The following is a 19,070-nucleotide window of genomic DNA, read 5'->3' as shown; positions in this document are numbered from 1 at the left end:
TTCAGCTTGCTAAGCAAGATAGAAACTAGTAGCTAATTACACGGGTAGCTTTGCTAGTATCGTCAAAACGTTTGGCTACTTCGTCCCAGTCTTGGTCTTTAATAAGTTGCAGATCTTCGCCAGACAAACCGTACGTCTCCGCGGTGCCTACAGGGTCTTGCTTATACGCTTCCATCAGTTTGCTGTTACTGTCTAACTCAACCAAGAAATCTACAATTGTTTTCTTTGCCATGTCGTTTTTTCCTTTTAGTTTACTTTCGGAGATCTAAAGTTAATGACTAGCTGCTCAGTTAAACCTAGCTTTGCCAAACGATCCTGACGGTATGCTGGCATGCCAAGTGAGGGTACAACTAGGGTCGAAATTAATGTTGGTTTGGCGAATGGTAATTCGCGAAGCAACACTTTTTGTATTTTTGGTTCGCACAGGGGCAGGGTAGCGGCCTCGTAAATAATCAGCTCGTGATCATCAGGGTAGTGCTCGCTCAGAATGTCAGTCAGCATTGCAAGCCCAGATTCACTGTGGTTGGCATCCAATACGCTTAGCGTGGCTTCTCCAGCTAAACCAATTTGCCAGATGATTTGTGTCATATGGGGGTCAATGCGGTAATCGCGGAATAAAAACTGGGTGGCCTCATAAGACTGACAACCAAAGCGAGAAGGATCTATACCTAAATCAGCAATTAAGCAGTCTTCTGCAGATACTCCAGGCAGCATTTTTGCATCTAGGCCGAGCGCTTGTACTCGTCGAATAGCTTCGTGGGAGGGAGTAACAAATACACCCGGATGGCCATAAAAAGCCACGCATACCTTTTTGCCTTCCACAACAGACTGAACGATGCGGTCGGCCATTTGCGAATAGGTGACAGCGCGAGATTTACCTTCTTGATAAAGGTCGTCTAACGACACGCTGTTGGGGTTAATATTGGTGACCACGTGCTCGCCAATTTTATTCATAATCCCCATGTACACAATGTCTGCATTTTCGATGTGGCTTTTGGTCGCGATTGTCATTTGACCCGCAACGCTAATACCGGTGCCAACTACTACTAGCGATCCTTTAGGCGTTTGTTCTTGTCCCTGAATTAGCGTCATCTTTTCCTTTACCACTTGCTAATTGTGATTCATTCAACACTATAAATTAGATTTAACGTATTTGCTACGTTCACTGATTTATCGTGTCTACGGCAGCCTTCACATCAGCATATCGGCAGTTTTCGCATATACCAAACCCTTTGACCTGCCTTATTTTTAAGCGAGTGAACAACGGCATAGTCATACCGGTTAGAAAGCGGCAATAAATAGACGCAGTAATAGGGCCTTCAAATTTACCGTTTAAATGGGTTTTGAGAGCCGTCATGGCTTGAGATACTTGATCAAAATTTGGTTTAGGAATTGGAGTTGAATAGCTAAGCTTAGCCACGTTTCCTTCACAAACGCTACAGTGCCCACATTCCTTTGGCACTTGAGTATCATCAAAATACGCTGATAGGTTGTAGCTTAAACAGGTATTAAGTTCGAAGAAGCTTACCAGCGCGGCAATGCGCTCAACTTCTTTTCGCTCGTTTTCAGCGAAATAGCGAGCCAACTTTTCTGCCAAATCGGCAGCTTGCAGTTTCTCGTAGTCAACGCGGTATACGTCAGTAATCAAGCGCGAGGCAAGCTCAATATGATTGTGTTCATGTAAATACTCTAACGCTGCTACTACTCTTGCGCGCTCTGCGCCGTAATGCTGGTAAATACTGTCGAAATCAACAATGCCCCACATCTTTTTCATGTTTGAGTGTGTGAATACGGCATCCAAAAAGCGAGCACGTTCTTCTGAGAAAAGGCCGAGTATGGTGGCTTTCTCTGAAATAAAGCGAAATTTGTATTCAGCAAAATAGGCATATAACGGGCGTATAACGTCGGCGAGCTCTAGCTGCACGAGTAGGGTTTTAAGTGGAAGCTGTCGGATATTGCTAGCACTCGATAAGCTATTTATTTGCGTCTCCCACTGGTAAATACCGTTTTCGCCATTAGCCGTTGAACTACTTTGCGCTGCTGAATTTATATGAGCAGGGGCTTGTGACTTAATATCGTCAATTACGCGTTGTATGGCGCTTTTATCTGGTGTGTCGCCATAAACGAAGTTTTCTATGGTGACTAACCCATCAAGGTTTGCTAATACCGTGCAGTTTGCCGCTTTACCGTCTCGTCCACCCCGGCCAATTTCTTGGCTGTAGTTTTCAATAGACTTCGGCAAATCATAGTGAATGATAAAGCGAATATCCGACTTATCAATGCCCATCCCAAAGGCGATAGTAGCCACAACAACTTGAAGCTTATTGCTCATAAAATCTTGTTGGATACTTTGTCTTACTTCATTGTCGAGGCCAGCGTGATAGGCCTTTGCAGCAAACCCATGTTGTTGTAGGTAGTGCGCTACTTCCTCAGCACTACTTTGAAGCGTAACGTAAACAATGCCTGCTCCTTGTTGCTTGCGAATCTCTTCGAGTAGGGCTTGGTTTTTGTTTGGTTCAAGTACGGGGCGAACACGTAGATTTAAATTAGGGCGATAAAACCCTGTTTGAATAATGTTGGCTGGCGCAATATCAAAGCGAGCCGACATATCTTCTTTTACTTGTTTAGTGGCAGTAGCAGTGAGAAGCAGCACCAAAGGAATATTTAGCTCTTTTTGATACGCCGGAAGCTTTAAATAGTCTGGGCGGAAGTTGTGGCCCCACTCAGAGATACAGTGTGCTTCGTCAACTACCAACATACTTACCTGAACAGATTCAATGAACTGTCTAAAGCGTTCGTTCTTAAAGCGTTCTACCGATACCATCAGAATTTTACACTGGCCCGAGCGTACGTCGCTCATCACTTGCTTGTTTTGCTCGGGCGTTAGCGTGGAGTCGATACTGGCCGCTGCAATGCCTTTGCTATGTAAAAAATACAGCTGATCTTTCATCAGCGCCAATAGCGGCGACACAACCAAGGTCAAATGCGGTAACTGTGTAGCAACAAACTGATAGCACAGTGATTTGCCTGAACCAGTAGGAAAAATCGCTAATGTTGAATGTCCACCAAGCAGCGATTCTACGACCTCTTTCTGGCCCTCACGAAACGCCGAAAAACCAAACAAACGCTGCAAAATATTGGGGTCAGAGTACATTAATAAACTTCCAAATCGCGCTATAAAAAATGGGGTCAGAGTACATTAATTTATTTCCAAACAGTTTGTGGTTAAGTGTTCGCAGGTTTGAGCTAGTCGGCCCAAAGCGACGCGCGTAAAAATAAAGGGGTCAGAGTACATTAAGCTATTTCCGAGCAATCAGCGGTTAACTGCTCACTGATTTGCGGTGGCCTACCCAACGCTTCATGTTTTAAGCGGTGCCCAGTTAGGCTTTCAATTTGCTGTTTAAATGTATCGCTTCCTAGTACTAGTCCTCTTCGAGTACCGCTTTGAATTTTATCAATGTCAGTTTGAGGGAGTTCATCATCAAACAGAGCGCGGTAAGCGGCAAGACGCTGGTTGCCTGAAGCTCCTAAATTTAGGTATACAGGATGAGGACTGTGCAGTGACGAAGGTGTGCCTAACGCATTTATTCTGTAGCTTGACCATTTATATTCAACCGGCTTTTCGACCATGTTCGCTCTTACAGGGTTCAGCTCGATATATCTATAAACCGTGAGAAGATATTCGTCGTTAGAGACAAGACTGGAATGAAACCTTCCTTCCCACAACGTTCCAGAGCGCTCATATTTGTGGTTAAAGTACCTCACATACATGCGGCCAAGCGCTTGCATCATTTTGCTTACGCCAAGGTTATCAAGCTTAGGAGTGCAAAGTAAATGAACATGATTGGTCATTAATACCCAAGCATGTATGCCTACATTATATTTTACAGAGAACTTTTTAAGCCAGCTGATGTAAGCGATGTAGTCGTTTTCACACTTAAAGCAAATTGAGCGGTTATTGCCTCTTTGGATAACATGTTGAGGATAGCCAGCGGGAGCTAAACGGGGTTTCCTTGCCATACTTTAATCAAATCCCTTTCGATATTCTCTCTATTAAAATGAGCGAGTTGAGCAAAGGCTACAACCCTGTACCTGTCAAAACTGGTCTAACGGGCAAGCTGGAAGAATGAAATGAATGGCTTAGCTGGCTGTCCTAAATTAGAAAATGTACTCTGACCCCATTATTCGTATCCCCAGGGGGCGGTTGGCGTTGCTATGGGGTTTTCGAGATCAAAATCTACCTGTACTTCACGGGCAGGACGAATTAGTCGATAGCTAAAGCGGGTAGGGTAGATCATCATTTGCCAGACGTTATCTGTTGATGCCGCAATCCCCGATTCTATAAAAAGCGCTTTTGAGTATGCATCTGCAGGAAACGACTGCACCTGGGGGAACCCTTCATCTACAGTGTGGCCGCCATACATGGTTGAAGAATGAAAGCTGCCATCTTCATTTCTATGATCGTGCTTCAGCATAAGACCTGCGCCGGTTTTCGTTAGAATCCAAGTGCGGGATGCATCGTCACCCACGTGAAAAGGAATTTGAATTTCCGAGTCTGTGCACTTTCTTACGTGCATAACAAGCTTTGCATCACCGAACGTATTACCCACATTGTCTTTGCTAACGTTGCCCTGAAATGCTTTACCGCAGTGCGCCTTTATCGTATTAAAAAACATATCGTGGTTAGGAATCGAGACTAAAGGTGCCTCTTTAGCAAGCGCAGCACTGCTTATTACAGCAAGTCCATAAAAGAGATAAGCACAATATTTTGTCATTTCTTAATTCGTCATTACAAATTGATACATGCTTAGCAGTGTAACCCATCTGAGTAATGGGGTCAGTGTACTTTATTAATAAGGACTGTGGCGTAATGTGAGATAGGAGAGTGGCTGCATTACTTGGTGAAGCCGTGGGGTTGCCACGGGGAAATACTCGGAAAAAATGTACTCTGACCCCATTTTTTCTGAGGGGGCAGTTCAATACTTGGAGTAATGGGGTCAGAGTACTTTATTAATAAAGACTGTGGCGTAATGTGAGATAGGAGAGCGGTGGTATCACTTGGTGTAGCTGTGGGGTTCCTGCGCGGAAATACTCGCAAAAAATGTACTCTGACCCCATTTTTCAGCGTGCGGGAAATGTACTCTGACCCCATTTTTTGGGGTGTATAAGTGGTCGAAACGCATATGTATTCGCAATATAAATATTGCTGATAGTTGTGGCGTGTTAGCTTAGCACTACATTCAGCGTTTAATTTTCAGAGCGAAATAATCACATGAATAAATCAAAACAACTGTTTACGCTAATTACCTCAGAAGGTGAACTTCAGGTATCGTTAAAAGAAGTTGATGTTCCAGAGCCGAAGCCGCACGAAGTGATTGTGCGTATGGAAGCATCTCCTATTAACCCGTCAGACATGTGGCCAATGTTTGGCCCGGCAAGCTTGGATAAAGCGACCTTCGACGCAGACAAAAAAGCATTGATTGCACCTGTACACAAGCCATTGTTAAATCGAATTAAGTCGCGTTTAGACCAAACTCTGCCTATCGGAAACGAAGGGGCTGGCACTGTGGTTAAGGCGGGTGATAGCCCAGAAGCACAGGCGCTAATGGGGAAAACCGTATCTATTCTTACTGGCGCAGCGTACACCGAGTATGCATGTGTGCCTGTTCAGGCATGTTTGCCTCACATGGACAGCACCACGCCACAACAAGCCGCATCGTCATTCGTTAACCCACTGACCGCGCTGGGTATGGTTGAAACCATGCGTATGGAAGGCCACAAGGCGCTAGTACACACCGCAGCGGCATCGAACCTTGGGCAAATGCTGAACAAGATTTGTTTAGAGCAGGGCGTAGAGCTTGTAAATATTGTTCGCAGCCAAAAGCAGGTAGATATGCTTAAAGAGATCGGCGCGAAAATTGTGCTCGACTCAAGTAGCGAGAATTTCAAAGCCGAGCTTTATCAGGCTATCGACAGCACGGGCGCAACCCTAGCGTTTGACGCAATTGGCGGTGGTGAGCTAGTTAGCGATATCCTTACCATGATGGAAGCGTCGGGCAGTAAAGATGCAAAAGGCTTTAACACCTATGGTTCTGACAGTAATAAGCAAGTGTATATCTACGGTGGTTTAGACTTCTCACCGACTATTTTGAATCGCGCTTATGGCATGACGTGGAGCATCGGCGGTTGGCTACTTATGCGTTTCTTAGGCAAGCTTGATAAGAAGCGTGTAGGCGAGCTTTACCAAAAAGTGGCTATGGAAATTAACACCACTTTTGCGTCGTCTTACACCAAGGAACTCAGTCTTGAAGAAGCGTTACAGCCTGAGAATGTAGCGCTGTATAATGCTAAAAAGACCGGTGAGAAATATCTGATTGTGCCAAACAAGGGATAATCAGCGCAGCGTTTAAATACAGCAATTTCAGCTTAATTTTATTCAATAATAGGGTCTGTTGATCTTTGGTGTACAAACTGCGGTTTAAAGTACATCAAGGGGCTACAGACCCTTTTTGTATTCGTTATCAGTCAGCTGCAAAGAAGCTGAAATACGCTTAAAATGATGCGAAGTAACCAGTAAACAGTAACCAAAATAAAAGGTATTTCAGAAAACATGCCTGAAGGCCCAGAGATTCGTCGCGCTGCAGATAAAGTCGAAGCGGTGATAAAAGATATCCCCCTAGAAAAAGTAGAGTTTGGATTAACTCAGCTGAAACCCTACGCGAAACAGCTAGAAGGCGAAAAAGTCTTGCGCATGGAAACCCGCGGCAAGGCGTTAATTACCCATTTTAGCAATGGGCTCTCTATGTATTCACATAACCAACTCTATGGCGTGTGGCATACCTGTAAACGCAATAGAATGCCGGATACAACCCGCCAGCTAAGGGTGGGGCTTCACACTGAAACTCACAGTGCTATTTTGTATAGCGCGTCTGACATTAGTATTTGGCCAACGCAGACTATTCACGAGCACCCTTTTTTACAAAGAGTTGGACCCGATGTACTCAACAATTCGGTGACAGAAGAGTTGGTATTAGAACGTTTACGTTCAAAAGCTTTTTATAACCGCGCACTAAGCGGCTTATATTTGGATCAGCGCTTTATGGCAGGGCTGGGCAACTACCTTCGCAGCGAAATATTGTTTGCAGCAGGTGTTCACCCCTCACTTAAACCTTCTCAGTTAGGTGATGATCAGCTACGCAGCTTGGCACATCACACCTTAGCAATATGCAAACGCAGCTATGAAACCGGTGGCTATACCGTGTACACAGAACTACGCGAAGTGCTTGAAGCAAAAGGCGTTAATTTTGAAGGTACGCGGTTTATGGTGTTCGACAGGGAAGAGCAGCCTTGTAGAATCTGCGCCACTCCAATAAAACGCCAAATGTATAATGGGCGGCGCCTTTATTGGTGTAGCCAGTGCCAGGCGAAGTAATCTACCCCAATTTTTTATGATCAATAAATAATCTGTTTGACTTATTTCCAATTACAATTAATTATATCCGTAACTGGTTACGGAGTTTTGTGAAGTGAAGTCATTTAATGAATTGGGGCATATTGCATTAGGTACTGCCTTACGTCAGCTAGCCGCGCAGGTGTCAAAGGATGCGGAAAATACTTATGCGAAATTTGGGTTTGCGATAGAGCCAAAGTGGTTCCCCGTATTTTATGTGCTCGCGTCAAAAGGTGCTGATTCCGTTGTGAATATCGCTAAAGAGATAAATCATTCTCACGTGTCGGTGAGTAAAATCGTAAAAGAAATGAAAGCACGCGACCTAATTGAAAGTTACAAATCGAGCGACGATTCACGGGTTACGTTGGTGGCTTTAAACGATAAAGCGAAAGCGATGGTGCCCCAAATGGAAAAGCAGTGCGATGCCATAGACGCTGCCATGCGCGAACTAAAGGAAGAAACGGGTATCGATTTGTGGGAAGCGGTGAGTGTAGTTGAAAGGCATCTTCGATATCGCCCCATAAGTGCCAGAGTAGACGGTGACTCGCCTGATATTAAGGTAGTTGATTATGCGCCAAAATATCGCGATGCATTTAAATCGCTCAATGTTGAATGGATAAGCAAATATTGGGAGCTCGAAGAGCCCGACTTTAAAGCGCTCGACGACCCTGAAGGCTACATTTTGAATCAGTCGGGTGTGATATTGATCGCGTTGGATAAGGGCGAACCCATAGGCTGCTGTGCACTTATCAAACAAACTGACGATACGTTTGAACTTGCCAAAATGGCGGTGTCTCCCAAAGCTCAAGGCAAAGGGGTAGGGCTGCTGCTAGGTAAAAGTATTGTTGAAAGAGCGAAACTGATGGGATTAAAGCGGCTTTATTTAGAGAGCAACTCGGTGCTTAAGCCCGCAGTAAGTTTGTACGAAAAGATAGGGTTTAAGCACATTAAGGGGGCGTCATCGCCTTATGCGAGATGTGATGTGCAGATGGAGCTACAGTTAAAATAGTCAGGGTGTACAAGCGCACAAAGAAAGTACGCGTAAGAAAAGGCAGGCTACTAACGACCTGCCCGGTGCTTTACGTACATGAACACTAACATCACGTTTAAGCCAAATATGGCAATATACAACGACCCAATAGTGGCATCTCTGAAACTAAAGAATTGGGCCACGGTGCCTGCGCCAATGGTGCCTAGCATCATACCCACCCGAGTGGCGTTTGAATAAAACGCTGAAGTAAAACCTGTCAAATCAGGCGCTTGTCGTTGCAGTAAGGTCAATCCAATACCGGCATATAAACCGTAGAACAGCGCGTTCAATATTTGAAGGGTCAATAGCTCCCAACTCGACTGAGAAAAGTACACGCCAACGTAGAAGCAACAGCCGAAAATAAATGCTACTGCCATGATACCCGCAGGAGGGAAGCGTCGGGCTAATTTGGCTGCTAGCAGCATAGTAGGTATCTCAAGTGCAGCCACAACACCCATCATTAGCCCGGGCAAATTTTCCGGCAACCCCAGTTCATTCATTACGTACAAAGGCATAGATGATAAATACATGACATTGCCTGCCATTCCGGCAAGTATGGCCAACCCAACAAGCCAAAAAGGCAGCGATAAAGAGCCCTTTAGAGTAGTGTTGAGTGAGTGTTGATTGGCTTTTTGTGGAGGCACAACCTTAACCACAAAAAGCGTCGCAACAACCACGCACGCGATAGCCACAGAAAAGGACGCTGCAAAGCCAAAATTGGCAACCAGCGTAAATGCCAGCGGCGGGCCTACCACCCAAGCGAGAGAGATGGCCGCGCGAACTTTTGAGTTAAATGCGGCTAAGTCGATGTCTTGGTTTTTTGCCCATAATCCTGAAACAGTCAGCATTTGAGACACTGCCCCAGCGCCTACTGACATAAACAATACGCCAGCAAGGAACACGTGCCAAAACTGCTTGCTAAAGATAAAGGCGATCATGGCGATGCCCACGCAAACCATGGTCAGCCCGTAAAGGCGATTTGCGTTAAAACCTTTGTCTGCCAAGTGCCCTAGATACTGACTGATCACCAACCCTGATAGCGTAACGGAAACCATATAAATACTTATATAAATGGGCTCAACGTTGATCTCGTCGATGAGAAAGTAGCTCATGAGCGGCGTAACAAACGACGATGTTAGCCCTGTTAATAGACTTAACAGTAAAAAAGGAAGTTGTGGAGAGAATGCGTGACGCGATGACATGAGGATACGAGCTCCGAGGGACTGTTAAACGTGGTTGACCGAAATTCGTAAAGAAAAGGTCGCAGCCCTTAATAACGAGGGCGCATTATAAGTGCTGCGTATCTCATGTCTATGACAAAGCTTTTATTAGTTATACCGTTTTAAATACTTAGTTTACTTCATGCGCCCAGGCCCATAGCGCTTTTTAAATTTAAAGAAAGCTCGCAATTTCGCTAAGCGACTTTTTTTGCATGGCGTGTGCAGGAATTGTGGCGTTATCCGCCGGATAGCCCGCAATAATAAGCATATAAGCACGCTCGTTATCAGGCCGTTGACAGACTTCGGTTAAAAAGTTCATTGGTTTTGGTGTGTGGGTCAAGGTTGCTAAACCTGCGTTGTGAAGCGAAGTAATAAGCATACCCACCGCGATACCCACCGATTCGTGCACATAGTAGTTTTGGCTTTTTTCGCCCGTTTCTGTTTCACCAAATTTTTGACTGAATACGGCAATAAGCCAAGGCGCGGTTTCCAGATAAGGTTTACTTGCATCAGTGCCTAACGGCTTAAGGTCATCTAGCCATTGTTGCCCAGCACGCCCATTATAAAAACCGCGCTCATGCGCTTCAGCCTGTACGCGTATTTGTTGTTTTACTTCACGCGACTGTATTGCGGCAAAATGCCAAGGCTGATGATTCGCTCCACTAGGTGCAGTGCCAGCGGTCAAAATACAGTTTTCAATTACCGCTTTATCAACGGGTCTGTCGCTAAAATGGCGAATGCTGTGGCGACGCTGCATGGTTTTCAAAAACTCCTCGCTGCGAGTAAGCATTTGCTCTTCAGGGTATTCAATAAAATCAGTTAGCGGAGAATGGTCGTGAGGCTGCATTTATTATCTCTTTTTTATTCCTTTTAATTACTCTAACGTTTGTGGCACGTTTATAAAAATAAAAACGCGCTAAACCGACTCTGTTGCACACTGCGAAATAAAAAATGGCGTAAAGAAGTATGCACAATAAAAAAGCGACTCACTCAGGCAAAAGTGAATCGCTTTGGTGCAATATGTTGATAGTAAAAAGTACTGTTAGTGGCGTTTGAACGGCGGGCGAGTACCGCGTTTCTGAGTATCAGTTTGCTCTTCTAGCATTTCAAGTTGGGCAACGTCATACACAGGCATCATGGTTGTCACTCTGCGATACGGTGGCTTGCCGCGCATGATGACTTCTTTCACTTCTACGTATTCAATTGCTTCTTGCCCTACAGATTCCAATTGCGCCACATCGTTCACCGATAAGCTTATAACCTTACGTTTAAACGGTGGCTTCCCTGAATAATCAACAACTTGTACATCAACTGTTTCATCAGTTGATGATGTCATAGCTTGCGCCGCGTTTGCAGAAAAACCAAGTGAAACAGCCGTAATTAATGAACCCAATAGATAGCGTAATTTCATGTCGTGTCCTCTGGTTGACATATTTACTTTTCTACATTGTATGAGCGAAAAAGTTCTAAACAATGGCGATTGGTGATAGCTGATTACTATCACCTAATTGAATATGAAGAAGTTGAGTAATCAAACGAATTTAGAGCGGTTAAACGGGAAGTCGCATTGTGATGACGGTATGTTTAACAATGGTGCGAATGAGGAGTGGGTCTGCACTAAGATGGTGCTTTGGCTGGGCGTATTTTCAAAGAGTATCGCTAAAATCAACCAGTTACCCTTTGGTCTTTATCTTGCTGCGAATTAATACCTTTTGAAGAATCGACAACGGGTTTACACGCGGTGAACGTTAAAGTCAGAGCTCCTTTATTAACCCTGCTTATTTTTTTAATAGGGTGTACGTCTGCCGTGTCAGCGATAGAACAAAATATTCCACTTTCACAGAGCAAGGGCGGTACACTATATCTAGAGGCAACCTTGGAATCGAATATAAAGGCCTCGTTTTTATTGGATACAGGTTCAAGTTTGCTTACTCTCAACCAAGCAACGTTTGATGCCCTAACGCAAAACCAAAAGCTACTTGCCACCCGAACCTCTGCTGCCAGAATGGCGAACGGAAAGATCGTTAAAATATCTCAGTATCAATTAAATTCGGTTCGCATAGGCAATACATGCGAAGTAGGGCCGGTGGAAGTGGCCGTGCTTCCCAAAGGGAACAATATTCTGGGTATTAACACCTTGATGCGGGTCGCGCCTTTAACTATTACTTCAGATTTCGTGACTTTAGCAGGCTGTGAGTAGTGTCAGTTACCTGGCCTGCTGACGACAGCGCTAACAAATACTAATAAAAAAGCGAACCCGTAGGTTCGCTTTCAAATTTACTTTCTTTGCTGGAAGGTTAAATTAATCGTCGCACTCGCTAACGTCGCCGCCCATTTGCTCTTTCATTTTTACGCAAGCTTCATAAGCTTTCTTCGCTGCGGCGTCTTTAAATTCGCCTGCTTTCTCAGCCGTTGCGTCATACGCGTCAGAGGCCATTTTCTTGCTATCTTCGTATGCGTCTGAAGCCATCTCTTTGCTGTCATCAAAGGCATCAGAAGCCATTTCTTTACCGTCTTCATACGCCTCAGAGGTCGCGTCTTTGGTTTTATCCCAAGAATCTGCAGCACTTTCTTTTGCACTGTCATAGGCATCAGCTGTTGCTTCGCCCGCTTTTTCCATCTCTTTTTTTACTTCGCTTTTTGTCTCTTCGCTAGACTCAGTACAGCCCATTAAAGACAGTAACAGTGCTAACGCCATTGCTTTAGTTTTCATTGTGAAGCTCCTTTTGCTGGGATAGTGGCTTATTTCTAAGCCAGTCAACATGGTGTGGCCGAATAGGCATTGTGAAACCACTTGCTACGTGCCATTTTATGGTCATATTCGGCAAGCTGCATATTCGACGAATCCAGTCTAGCCTACTTACCAGGTAAAGTGTAAGTAGACTTTATGAGGAAAAATGAAAGGTTTATAACCAAAAACAAACCTAGCTAAGATGGAACAAAGAAGTTGGATATCCTGTTCTGCAAAGCGTGATGTGGATTACTCTTCTGGGCCTTGTGTGGTGAATATAAGATGTCGACGCACATCTTTTAACACTACGCCTTTTTTAAGCAGCGCTGCGCTTAATTTTCGCTGCCACTTCTTTAGCTCGGGCTCAGCGTTTGACACCGCCTCTTCATTTTCGAATTGAAAGCGAAGCAGTAAAGAACCCGGGAATTGATGATACTGAACGTCAAACCAACACTGTTGCATACCTTTTAACTCTTCAAGCGCTTGTGCTTCAAGGCTATCGGCTACACTAAAAACCAGTGCTTGCTGTTTGAGTTGAACGGCAGAAAGTTTTTTCATTACAACTGCTTCTCTATAGACACTTCAACGCTCTCGGTGACATCCGCACCTTCAATAGTTAGCCACATTTGTCCATCTTGAATAGTAACCTGTATTTGCATAGAGCGATGAACAGCATTGGCCAAAGTAGAGGCGAGTGATTCAGGCAAAGTAAACACCGACAAATTCTTTCTTGTTTGCAGCTTGTTTTGCTCCTTCTTCCACCACGCATCGAAGCTGTTGTCAGCGTATGAATAAATCATCATTTGCTGGCTTTGATTACAGCCCTTTTTAATGCGCTGTTCAGAGGGTTGGCCAAGTTCAATCCACAGTTCAATTTCATCGCTAAAGCTTTTCTGCCATAGATCTGGAACATCATCGTCAGAAAGCCCTTTGGTAAACTGCAGGCGTTCATGAGCGTTAGCAATAAAGGCGATAATGCGCAGCATCATTCTTTCGTCGTTCTCAGACGGATGACGGGCAATAGTTAAGTTGTGATCGTTGTAGTAGTTGCGATCCATATCGGTTATGGATATGTCAGCTTTAAAAATGGTCGCTTTAAGAGCCATGGTGTTCCTGCTTAATTCTTTTAAGGTTTTTGGTAAACCTCTCGTGCTATGTAAATTGAGTCGCATAGCTAGTTATGGCGCTATAGTACCAGCAAAATGCGCACTTCGCTGTAGATGAGTGTTACATCTTGTGAGGGCGTGTTGATTTTCGCTGAAAAACTGCGCAGTAACGTTCAACACCCCCTAGCAATAGTGCGTTTATTTTTAAGCTTGGTGAAATTTCTCATTGTTCATCTCGGTCATATGTTGGCGTTTCGTACAGCGCGACTAATTGCAACAGTAAACAAACTGAAACCTGAATATGAAGGCGGAGAACGATTAATGAAGAGACTTGTAGCCATGGCAGCGTTGGTATTTGCCACTATTGTTGGTACCCCGAGTGTATTTGCGCTTGAACGCGGTATTATTGCAGAAGACGCGAACTCGGTAACGCCACTGCTTAATGGTCAATTTGCGCCTAAAACAACCCTTAAAACGGCAGACGGTTCGCCAGTTAGCTTACAAGCACTCACCATGCAAAAGCCCAGTATCGTATTATTTTATCGCGGCGGGTGGTGCCCCTATTGCAATGAGCAACTAGCACAGCTAAAAGATATCGAAAAAGATTTGGTGGATATGGGCTACCAGATTTTGGCAATTTCGCCTGAATCACCTGAACGTTTGCAAGAGCAAAAGCTTGAAACTGAGTTCTTGGTTACGCTTTTATCTGACGACAAATTGAACACCATTCGTGAATTTGGCGTTGGTTTTTATTTAGATACCGTGACTGAATTAAAGTACAAAACCTATGGTATTAATTTAACAAAAGACGAAAGCGGTAATAGTGTTTTACCTGCGCCCAGTATTTTCATTCTCAATAAAAAAGGGCAGGTTTTGTTTAACTATGTTAACCCAGACTACAAAGTTCGCCCGTCGGCAGATTTAGTGTTAGCGGTTGCGAAAAGCCTCAAACAAGAAATGTGATGTTCTGCGCAAGCCTTATCAAGGTGTAGTCCTTGGTAAGGCTTGTCACCAGTACGCCATTGCACGGTGAACGTCTTTTTCGCTGCCATCATTTTTTGATGAAGTAAAACTGGTTAGTGCATAATCAATTACACGATCAGTACAAGGTCCTTCAGCAGGCCCGTTTAGTTCAACGCATTAAACTGCTAGCCATTAAAAACTCACCCGGCAAGTAAAGAAGTGATTTGTTTAGCTAGACGTTTGGGCTCGATGTAAGTATCGCCTTTACAATTGTTCACGACATTTAACAGCAGAGTGAGTAGCCACTTGTTGGCTACGCTTCGCTGACAAACAGCATGAAGGGTATTGAGTTCTAGCTCACTTGCCAACGCTAGCAGTCCATCAGTGTTTTGCGCCGCTGAAAAACTATTTAAAAGTCGGTTAGCGGTGTAACGACGCCACGCCATGTGACAGCTGTCGAACTCGCAGGTCAGGTCAACGGTAAGCGCTATTTGTAGAGCCCAACTCAACGGCCGATAGTGTAATAGGTGTTCGGTGAGTAGAAATATCTCAAGTGCGTGGTCAACAAATAAAGAGGGCTTAGCAAGTTCACTTAGCTCGATAATAGGAAACAACCCTTCCGTAGCGAACATCGACTCGACAAATTCAAACGTGTAATAGCCATTTCCATGAATTGTGATAAGACAGTCTTCAATTTCATCTAGAAGCGCTTCACTGGAATGATTGCCGATGTGGTCAAGCGCTAAATTATCCAAATAATTAGCTATGTTCGGATAGGTATTATTAATCTCTGCCCAATCACTTTCTTTCGAGTTACGACGAATTCGCTGACTTTCTAAATAGCCGTCATATTTCCTTAAATCGATAGGGGAGTGCGTAGCGTCATTTGCATAAACCCATGCTGCCCATCCCATCATTGGCGACGTGCTTAAACCTAGCGCATGGAGCTCGTTAATGGAAGAACCTGGTGAATCGACCACTTCAACCAAACCATGAGCCGCCATTACGTCCTTTCCCATAAAATTTTGTTCCTCTTGCATATATTCGAACGAATACACGCCATTACGCCAGCCAGCTAAATAGCAGCCTTCAATACATTTTCCGCACATGGTTGTTTTCCTGTTTTTAGTTTCGTTAAAAAGTAAGTTGGTTTTCAGGCAATAAGATTGTTTGTAAATAAGGGGGCACCGATGGAAGGGGAAGGCGATGCATTGACCGAACTTAAAACAATTTTGCAGTAATAAAAAGCACTGTTTTGTCCCGCTATAAAAAAGTTATTTCCCACCTTCAACGAAAATAAAAAACTTACTTTGATTATAAATGCCACCGGTGGCATTATTGGTTGATGTGAATGATATGTTTGCTAGAAGTAATAAAAATATTAACCGGAACAATGGAGCTTTTATGCCGCGCTTTATTTCAAAAAAAGGTCACTTGGGTAATCGACGAAAGCGACACGTCGTCGGCCGTCTCATCGTAAATTGCATGGTCTGTATTATTCCTTTATTCAGTTGTGCCAATGCGTCGGCATCTACTGACGAAGACTGGAAAATTGCTGAGCAAATTGTAAATCAGATTCAGCTGCCGAATATTCCAAATGAAAAATTTGTGGTTGATGTGAGTGATACTTCACTAAGCGCAGCGCGAGCGCCAATTCAAAGTGTAATTGACAAGGCTTCGGCCAGCGGCGGCGGTATTGTTGTGGTGCCTAAAGGAACATGGCAAGTAGACGGTCCTATTCGTCTTAAAAGCAAAGTGAATTTGCACCTAGAGGAGGGCGCTACTCTGCTTTTTTCCGGCGACCCTTCGCACTACCTACCCGTGGTTAAAACCCGTTGGGAGGGGACTGAGGTATTCACCTACTCACCGCTAATTTACGCGCTAAATGTAGAAGATGTGGCCATTACAGGTAAAGGTACTATCGACGGAAATGCCCAATCGGCGTTCATTGGCTGGTATGAGAAACAAAATACAGATATGCATGCGCTTCGTAAAATGGGGTTTGATGGTGTTCCAGTAGAGAAGCGTCAGTTCGGAGAAGGGCATTACTTGCGCCCTCCGCTTATTCAGTTTTTCCACGCCAAGCGAGTGCTGCTTGAAGATTATACGGCCCTGAATTCCCCGTTTTGGGTTAATCATCTGGTTTATACGTCTCATGCTACGGTAAGACGAGTGAAGGTAGAAAGTCACCTGTACAACAACGACGGGTTAGACATTGAGTCGAGCCAGTTTGTGCTTGCTGAAGATAATCACTTTAGAACCGGTGATGACGGTATCGTTATTAAGTCTGGCAGAGACGCAGACGGTCGAAATATAGGTATACCTAGCACAGACATTGTTGCACGAAACAATGATTTAGGCGGGGAAGACGGCATTGGTCTTGGTTCGGAAATGTCTGGCGGCATTATGCGCGTATTTTTCGAGAACAATGTCTTGCATGAGGGAGACTCAGCATATCGTTTTAAAAGCAACTTAGACAGAGGCGGGCGCGTAGAAATGGTTCGAATTAGAGGCAGTAAAGTGGCTTCGTTTAAGCACTTATTCTGGTTCCAGCTAAACTATCCCAGTAATTTACATGGTAATTTCCCGGCTACCTATACCGACATTATTATTGAAGATCTAACGGTAGAAAATGTGGGAACGGTTTTGGAAATTCACGCTCCGGACGCAGCCCCTGTGCACAACGTTAAATTCAAAGACATTAAAATTAAGGAAGCAGAAGAAATTCTTATCCTAGAAAATGCCGACGATATTAGCTTTGAAAATGTCACCATAGGTGAGCAGGTCTGGAATAGCACGTTTTCTTCGCTGCACATTGAATCTGTTACTCGCTAGAAAACAGGTTAAACGCGATAGGTTGTTCGCATTGGTCGTGTATTTTTGATAATTTATTGACGACTCCCTTAAGAGATATGGATTGTGAACCGAAACTTTGCTGTCAAAATACTGCTAATACTAGCGATTGTGTTGCAATCGTCTAATGCAGTGTCAGCTTTGTTAGACGCTCACCAAGTCGATGCACAGCATCTTGAGACGGTTCACGATCATGCCTCTGATACTAAAAGTGTTATTGAAGATCAAGTCACAGACGCCGGTGATGATGATCACAATATAAACGACTGCCATCACTGTGGGCATTGCAGCGGCAGTCACTTTTCTTGGGTTTTAGTAAAAGCTTTTTCACCACATACCGCTTTCAATAACTCGGGAAAAATTCTTAAAGAAGGGGCTTCTCCCTTCCGCATTAGTGGATTCATTTACCGCCCTCCCATTGCTTAACGTTTGAACTAATTGGCCCTTTGGCGCCGTGGAAAAAATTTAGTTAAAACAAACGTTGAGATTATTATGAAGAACTCTAAAACGGTCGTAGGCTCAGTCCTGACGACATTGTTGTGCGTGCCTGTCAGCCGCGCAACCACAGCGATAGAAAACGACAAAAACATTGATGCACCTATTCAGTACTTCCTAGCACAAGAAAGTGGCTCGCATCAGCATGAGAAAGCGCACGAGTCTGAGGAAAATCATAAGCCTAAGGTAAGTCATCAATCTGAGGAGGTAGTCCTTACTGAGCAGCAAAGGCAACTTGCAGGCGTTCAAACCTCCGTAATAGAACCTCGTATTTATCACCAACGCGTTTACGCGCCTGGTGAAGTAAAAGTAAATGGATACTCAAGCTCATTGGTGTCTCCTCGGACTGATTCGGTAGTGATTAGTCGACACGCGGCGCTTGGGGATGAAGTGGAAAAAGGGCAGGTGCTTGTCACCTTGTTCAGCGAAACCATTGCCCAGTCTCAAGCCGAATTTCTTATTGCTTCATCCAATTACAGTCGGGCAAAAAAGCTAGACAAAAACACCATAAGCGAAAGCGCGTTAGTTGAAGCTGAGAATCGTTACAAAGCGAGCTACGGTGAGCTAATTGCATTTGGACTTACTCCTAACGCGATTTCAAGCATCACTGCTTTAGACGTTGACGCTTTCGGTCAGTATGAGCTTGTCGCCGTGCGCGATGGCGTGGTGTTGCAAGACAACTTCATGCAAGGGCAAAGGGTGTTAGCTGGCGAAACAGTCATGTTGCTGGCAGACGAGAGCGACATTTGGATAGAGGCCAGCTTGCCAGCCACCAGCGCGTTTCCTGTTCAGGTAGGCGATACGGCGCAAGTCATATTTAACGGTGAACATTTTACCGCGCAGGTTATTCAACAGTCGCACATTATCGATCCACTTACCCGCACTCGCACTGTCCGCTTAGCTATACGCAATACCACCCATAGCCTTCATGCCGGTATGTTCGTCGACGTACTGTTTAGTGTGCCCACTCCATCTCCTGTAATGGCAGTACCTGAAACTGCAATGGTGAGAAGTACCGACGGAGACTGGCTTATCTATGTTGAAAACGAAGCATCGGGGGCATTTACCCCTGTTGAGGTTCAGCGAGGGGAAGCGCTAGGCGAATATCGACGCATAGAGGGCGTAGAAACTGGAACGCGGATCGTTACCCACGGTGCATTCTTTGTCGCCTCTGAACTAGCGAAAAGCGGATTTGATCCGCACAACCATTAGGAGGCTAATT

At 44.6% G+C, this 19,070-nt stretch carries 21 protein-coding genes; 9 read left to right on the top strand and 12 right to left on the bottom strand.

Annotated features, from left to right (window positions below; translation table 11 throughout):
* Positions 1 to 25 precede the first annotated feature (25 nt).
* From BGK61_RS05150 to BGK61_RS05130, 5 genes are all read right to left on the bottom strand, one after another.
* Positions 26 to 232 (bottom strand): hypothetical protein, encoded by a 207-nt coding sequence (locus tag BGK61_RS05150; protein WP_014999199.1) that lies wholly within the window; start codon positions 230 to 232, stop codon positions 26 to 28.
* 14 nt (positions 233 to 246) lie between these two features.
* Positions 247 to 1,092 (bottom strand): SAM-dependent methyltransferase, encoded by an 846-nt coding sequence (locus BGK61_RS05145; RefSeq protein ID WP_076012050.1) that lies wholly within the window; start codon positions 1,090 to 1,092, stop codon positions 247 to 249.
* A 70-nt stretch (positions 1,093 to 1,162) separates the two neighbouring features.
* On the bottom strand, positions 1,163 to 3,154 hold the full coding sequence (locus BGK61_RS05140) for a RecQ family ATP-dependent DNA helicase (protein WP_076012049.1): 1,992 nt from the start codon (positions 3,152 to 3,154) through the stop codon (positions 1,163 to 1,165).
* 140 nt (positions 3,155 to 3,294) lie between these two features.
* Complete coding sequence (locus BGK61_RS05135) at positions 3,295 to 4,020, bottom strand: transposase (RefSeq protein ID WP_076012048.1); 726 nt, start codon at positions 4,018 to 4,020, stop codon at positions 3,295 to 3,297.
* Positions 4,021 to 4,181: 161 nt separating this feature from the next.
* Positions 4,182 to 4,775, bottom strand: coding sequence for a hypothetical protein (locus tag BGK61_RS05130; RefSeq protein ID WP_076012047.1), 594 nt, complete (start codon positions 4,773 to 4,775; stop codon positions 4,182 to 4,184).
* A gap of 497 nt (positions 4,776 to 5,272) precedes the next feature.
* Between BGK61_RS05130 and BGK61_RS05125 the strand changes: the two genes are divergently transcribed.
* From BGK61_RS05125 to BGK61_RS05115, 3 genes are all read left to right on the top strand, one after another.
* Entirely contained in the window at positions 5,273 to 6,394 is a 1,122-nt protein-coding gene (locus BGK61_RS05125; RefSeq protein WP_076026022.1) for a zinc-binding dehydrogenase, read from the top strand.
* A gap of 216 nt (positions 6,395 to 6,610) precedes the next feature.
* Positions 6,611 to 7,432: an endonuclease VIII gene (nei, locus tag BGK61_RS05120; protein ID WP_076012923.1), complete on the top strand. Its 822-nt coding sequence runs from the start codon at positions 6,611 to 6,613 to the stop codon at positions 7,430 to 7,432.
* 94 nt (positions 7,433 to 7,526) lie between these two features.
* Positions 7,527 to 8,459 carry a helix-turn-helix domain-containing GNAT family N-acetyltransferase gene (locus BGK61_RS05115; protein WP_076012922.1) on the top strand — a complete coding sequence of 311 codons (933 nt, stop codon included), beginning with the start codon at positions 7,527 to 7,529 and terminating at the stop codon, positions 8,457 to 8,459.
* 50 nt (positions 8,460 to 8,509) lie between these two features.
* Here BGK61_RS05115 and BGK61_RS05110 read toward each other — a convergent pair whose 3' ends face one another.
* The 3 genes from BGK61_RS05110 to BGK61_RS05100 all read right to left on the bottom strand — a co-directional run bounded on the left by BGK61_RS05110 (position 8,510) and on the right by BGK61_RS05100 (position 11,111).
* A complete protein-coding gene (locus tag BGK61_RS05110) occupies positions 8,510 to 9,682 on the bottom strand; it encodes a sugar efflux transporter (protein ID WP_076026021.1) in 1,173 nt (390 codons plus the stop codon).
* A 190-nt stretch (positions 9,683 to 9,872) separates the two neighbouring features.
* Positions 9,873 to 10,547 (bottom strand): nitroreductase family protein, encoded by a 675-nt coding sequence (locus BGK61_RS05105; RefSeq protein WP_076012299.1) that lies wholly within the window; start codon positions 10,545 to 10,547, stop codon positions 9,873 to 9,875.
* A 195-nt stretch (positions 10,548 to 10,742) separates the two neighbouring features.
* On the bottom strand, positions 10,743 to 11,111 hold the full coding sequence (locus BGK61_RS05100) for a hypothetical protein (RefSeq protein WP_076012298.1): 369 nt from the start codon (positions 11,109 to 11,111) through the stop codon (positions 10,743 to 10,745).
* Positions 11,112 to 11,214: 103 nt separating this feature from the next.
* On the opposite strand from BGK61_RS05100, the gene BGK61_RS05095 reads away from it, so the two are divergent.
* Both BGK61_RS05095 and BGK61_RS05090 read left to right on the top strand, forming a co-directional pair.
* Positions 11,215 to 11,406, top strand: a complete 192-nt coding sequence (locus BGK61_RS05095) for a hypothetical protein (protein WP_076012297.1) — start codon at positions 11,215 to 11,217, stop codon at positions 11,404 to 11,406.
* A 101-nt stretch (positions 11,407 to 11,507) separates the two neighbouring features.
* A complete protein-coding gene (locus BGK61_RS05090) occupies positions 11,508 to 11,900 on the top strand; it encodes a retropepsin-like aspartic protease (RefSeq protein ID WP_232298212.1) in 393 nt (130 codons plus the stop codon).
* 102 nt (positions 11,901 to 12,002) lie between these two features.
* On the opposite strand, the gene BGK61_RS05085 is transcribed toward BGK61_RS05090, so the two are convergent.
* The 3 genes from BGK61_RS05085 to BGK61_RS05075 form a co-directional block, all read right to left on the bottom strand.
* On the bottom strand, positions 12,003 to 12,413 hold the full coding sequence (locus BGK61_RS05085) for a hypothetical protein (protein ID WP_076012295.1): 411 nt from the start codon (positions 12,411 to 12,413) through the stop codon (positions 12,003 to 12,005).
* Between the two features lie 267 nt (positions 12,414 to 12,680).
* Positions 12,681 to 12,989 carry a hypothetical protein gene (locus BGK61_RS05080; RefSeq protein WP_014999186.1) on the bottom strand — a complete coding sequence of 103 codons (309 nt, stop codon included), beginning with the start codon at positions 12,987 to 12,989 and terminating at the stop codon, positions 12,681 to 12,683.
* Positions 12,989 to 13,537 (bottom strand): YaeQ family protein, encoded by a 549-nt coding sequence (locus BGK61_RS05075; protein ID WP_076012294.1) that lies wholly within the window; start codon positions 13,535 to 13,537, stop codon positions 12,989 to 12,991. Before BGK61_RS05075 ends, BGK61_RS05080 begins: the two co-directional genes overlap by 1 nt.
* 321 nt (positions 13,538 to 13,858) lie before the next feature.
* On the opposite strand from BGK61_RS05075, the gene BGK61_RS05070 reads away from it, so the two are divergent.
* A complete protein-coding gene (locus tag BGK61_RS05070) occupies positions 13,859 to 14,500 on the top strand; it encodes a peroxiredoxin-like family protein (protein WP_076012301.1) in 642 nt (213 codons plus the stop codon).
* A 200-nt stretch (positions 14,501 to 14,700) separates the two neighbouring features.
* Here BGK61_RS05070 and BGK61_RS05065 read toward each other — a convergent pair whose 3' ends face one another.
* Complete coding sequence (locus BGK61_RS05065) at positions 14,701 to 15,609, bottom strand: hypothetical protein (RefSeq protein ID WP_076012293.1); 909 nt, start codon at positions 15,607 to 15,609, stop codon at positions 14,701 to 14,703.
* A gap of 295 nt (positions 15,610 to 15,904) precedes the next feature.
* On the opposite strand from BGK61_RS05065, the gene BGK61_RS05060 reads away from it, so the two are divergent.
* From BGK61_RS05060 to BGK61_RS05050, 3 genes are all read left to right on the top strand, one after another.
* A complete protein-coding gene (locus tag BGK61_RS05060; protein ID WP_108721588.1) occupies positions 15,905 to 17,335 on the top strand; it encodes a glycoside hydrolase family 28 protein in 1,431 nt (476 codons plus the stop codon).
* Between the two features lie 84 nt (positions 17,336 to 17,419).
* The gene (locus BGK61_RS05055) at positions 17,420 to 17,779 is read left to right on the top strand and encodes a hypothetical protein (RefSeq protein ID WP_076012292.1); all 360 of its coding nucleotides are present in this window, start codon (positions 17,420 to 17,422) and stop codon (positions 17,777 to 17,779) included.
* 66 nt (positions 17,780 to 17,845) lie between these two features.
* Complete coding sequence (locus tag BGK61_RS05050; protein ID WP_234349510.1) at positions 17,846 to 19,060, top strand: efflux RND transporter periplasmic adaptor subunit; 1,215 nt, start codon at positions 17,846 to 17,848, stop codon at positions 19,058 to 19,060.
* Positions 19,061 to 19,070 lie beyond the last annotated feature (10 nt).

Source organism: Alteromonas abrolhosensis (assembly GCF_001953635.1).
In the GTDB taxonomy this organism is placed as follows: Bacteria; Pseudomonadota; Gammaproteobacteria; order Enterobacterales; family Alteromonadaceae; genus Alteromonas; species Alteromonas abrolhosensis.
The sequence above is the reverse complement of the archived record's forward strand: the minus strand, read 5'-3'. Positions and strand labels throughout refer to the sequence as shown.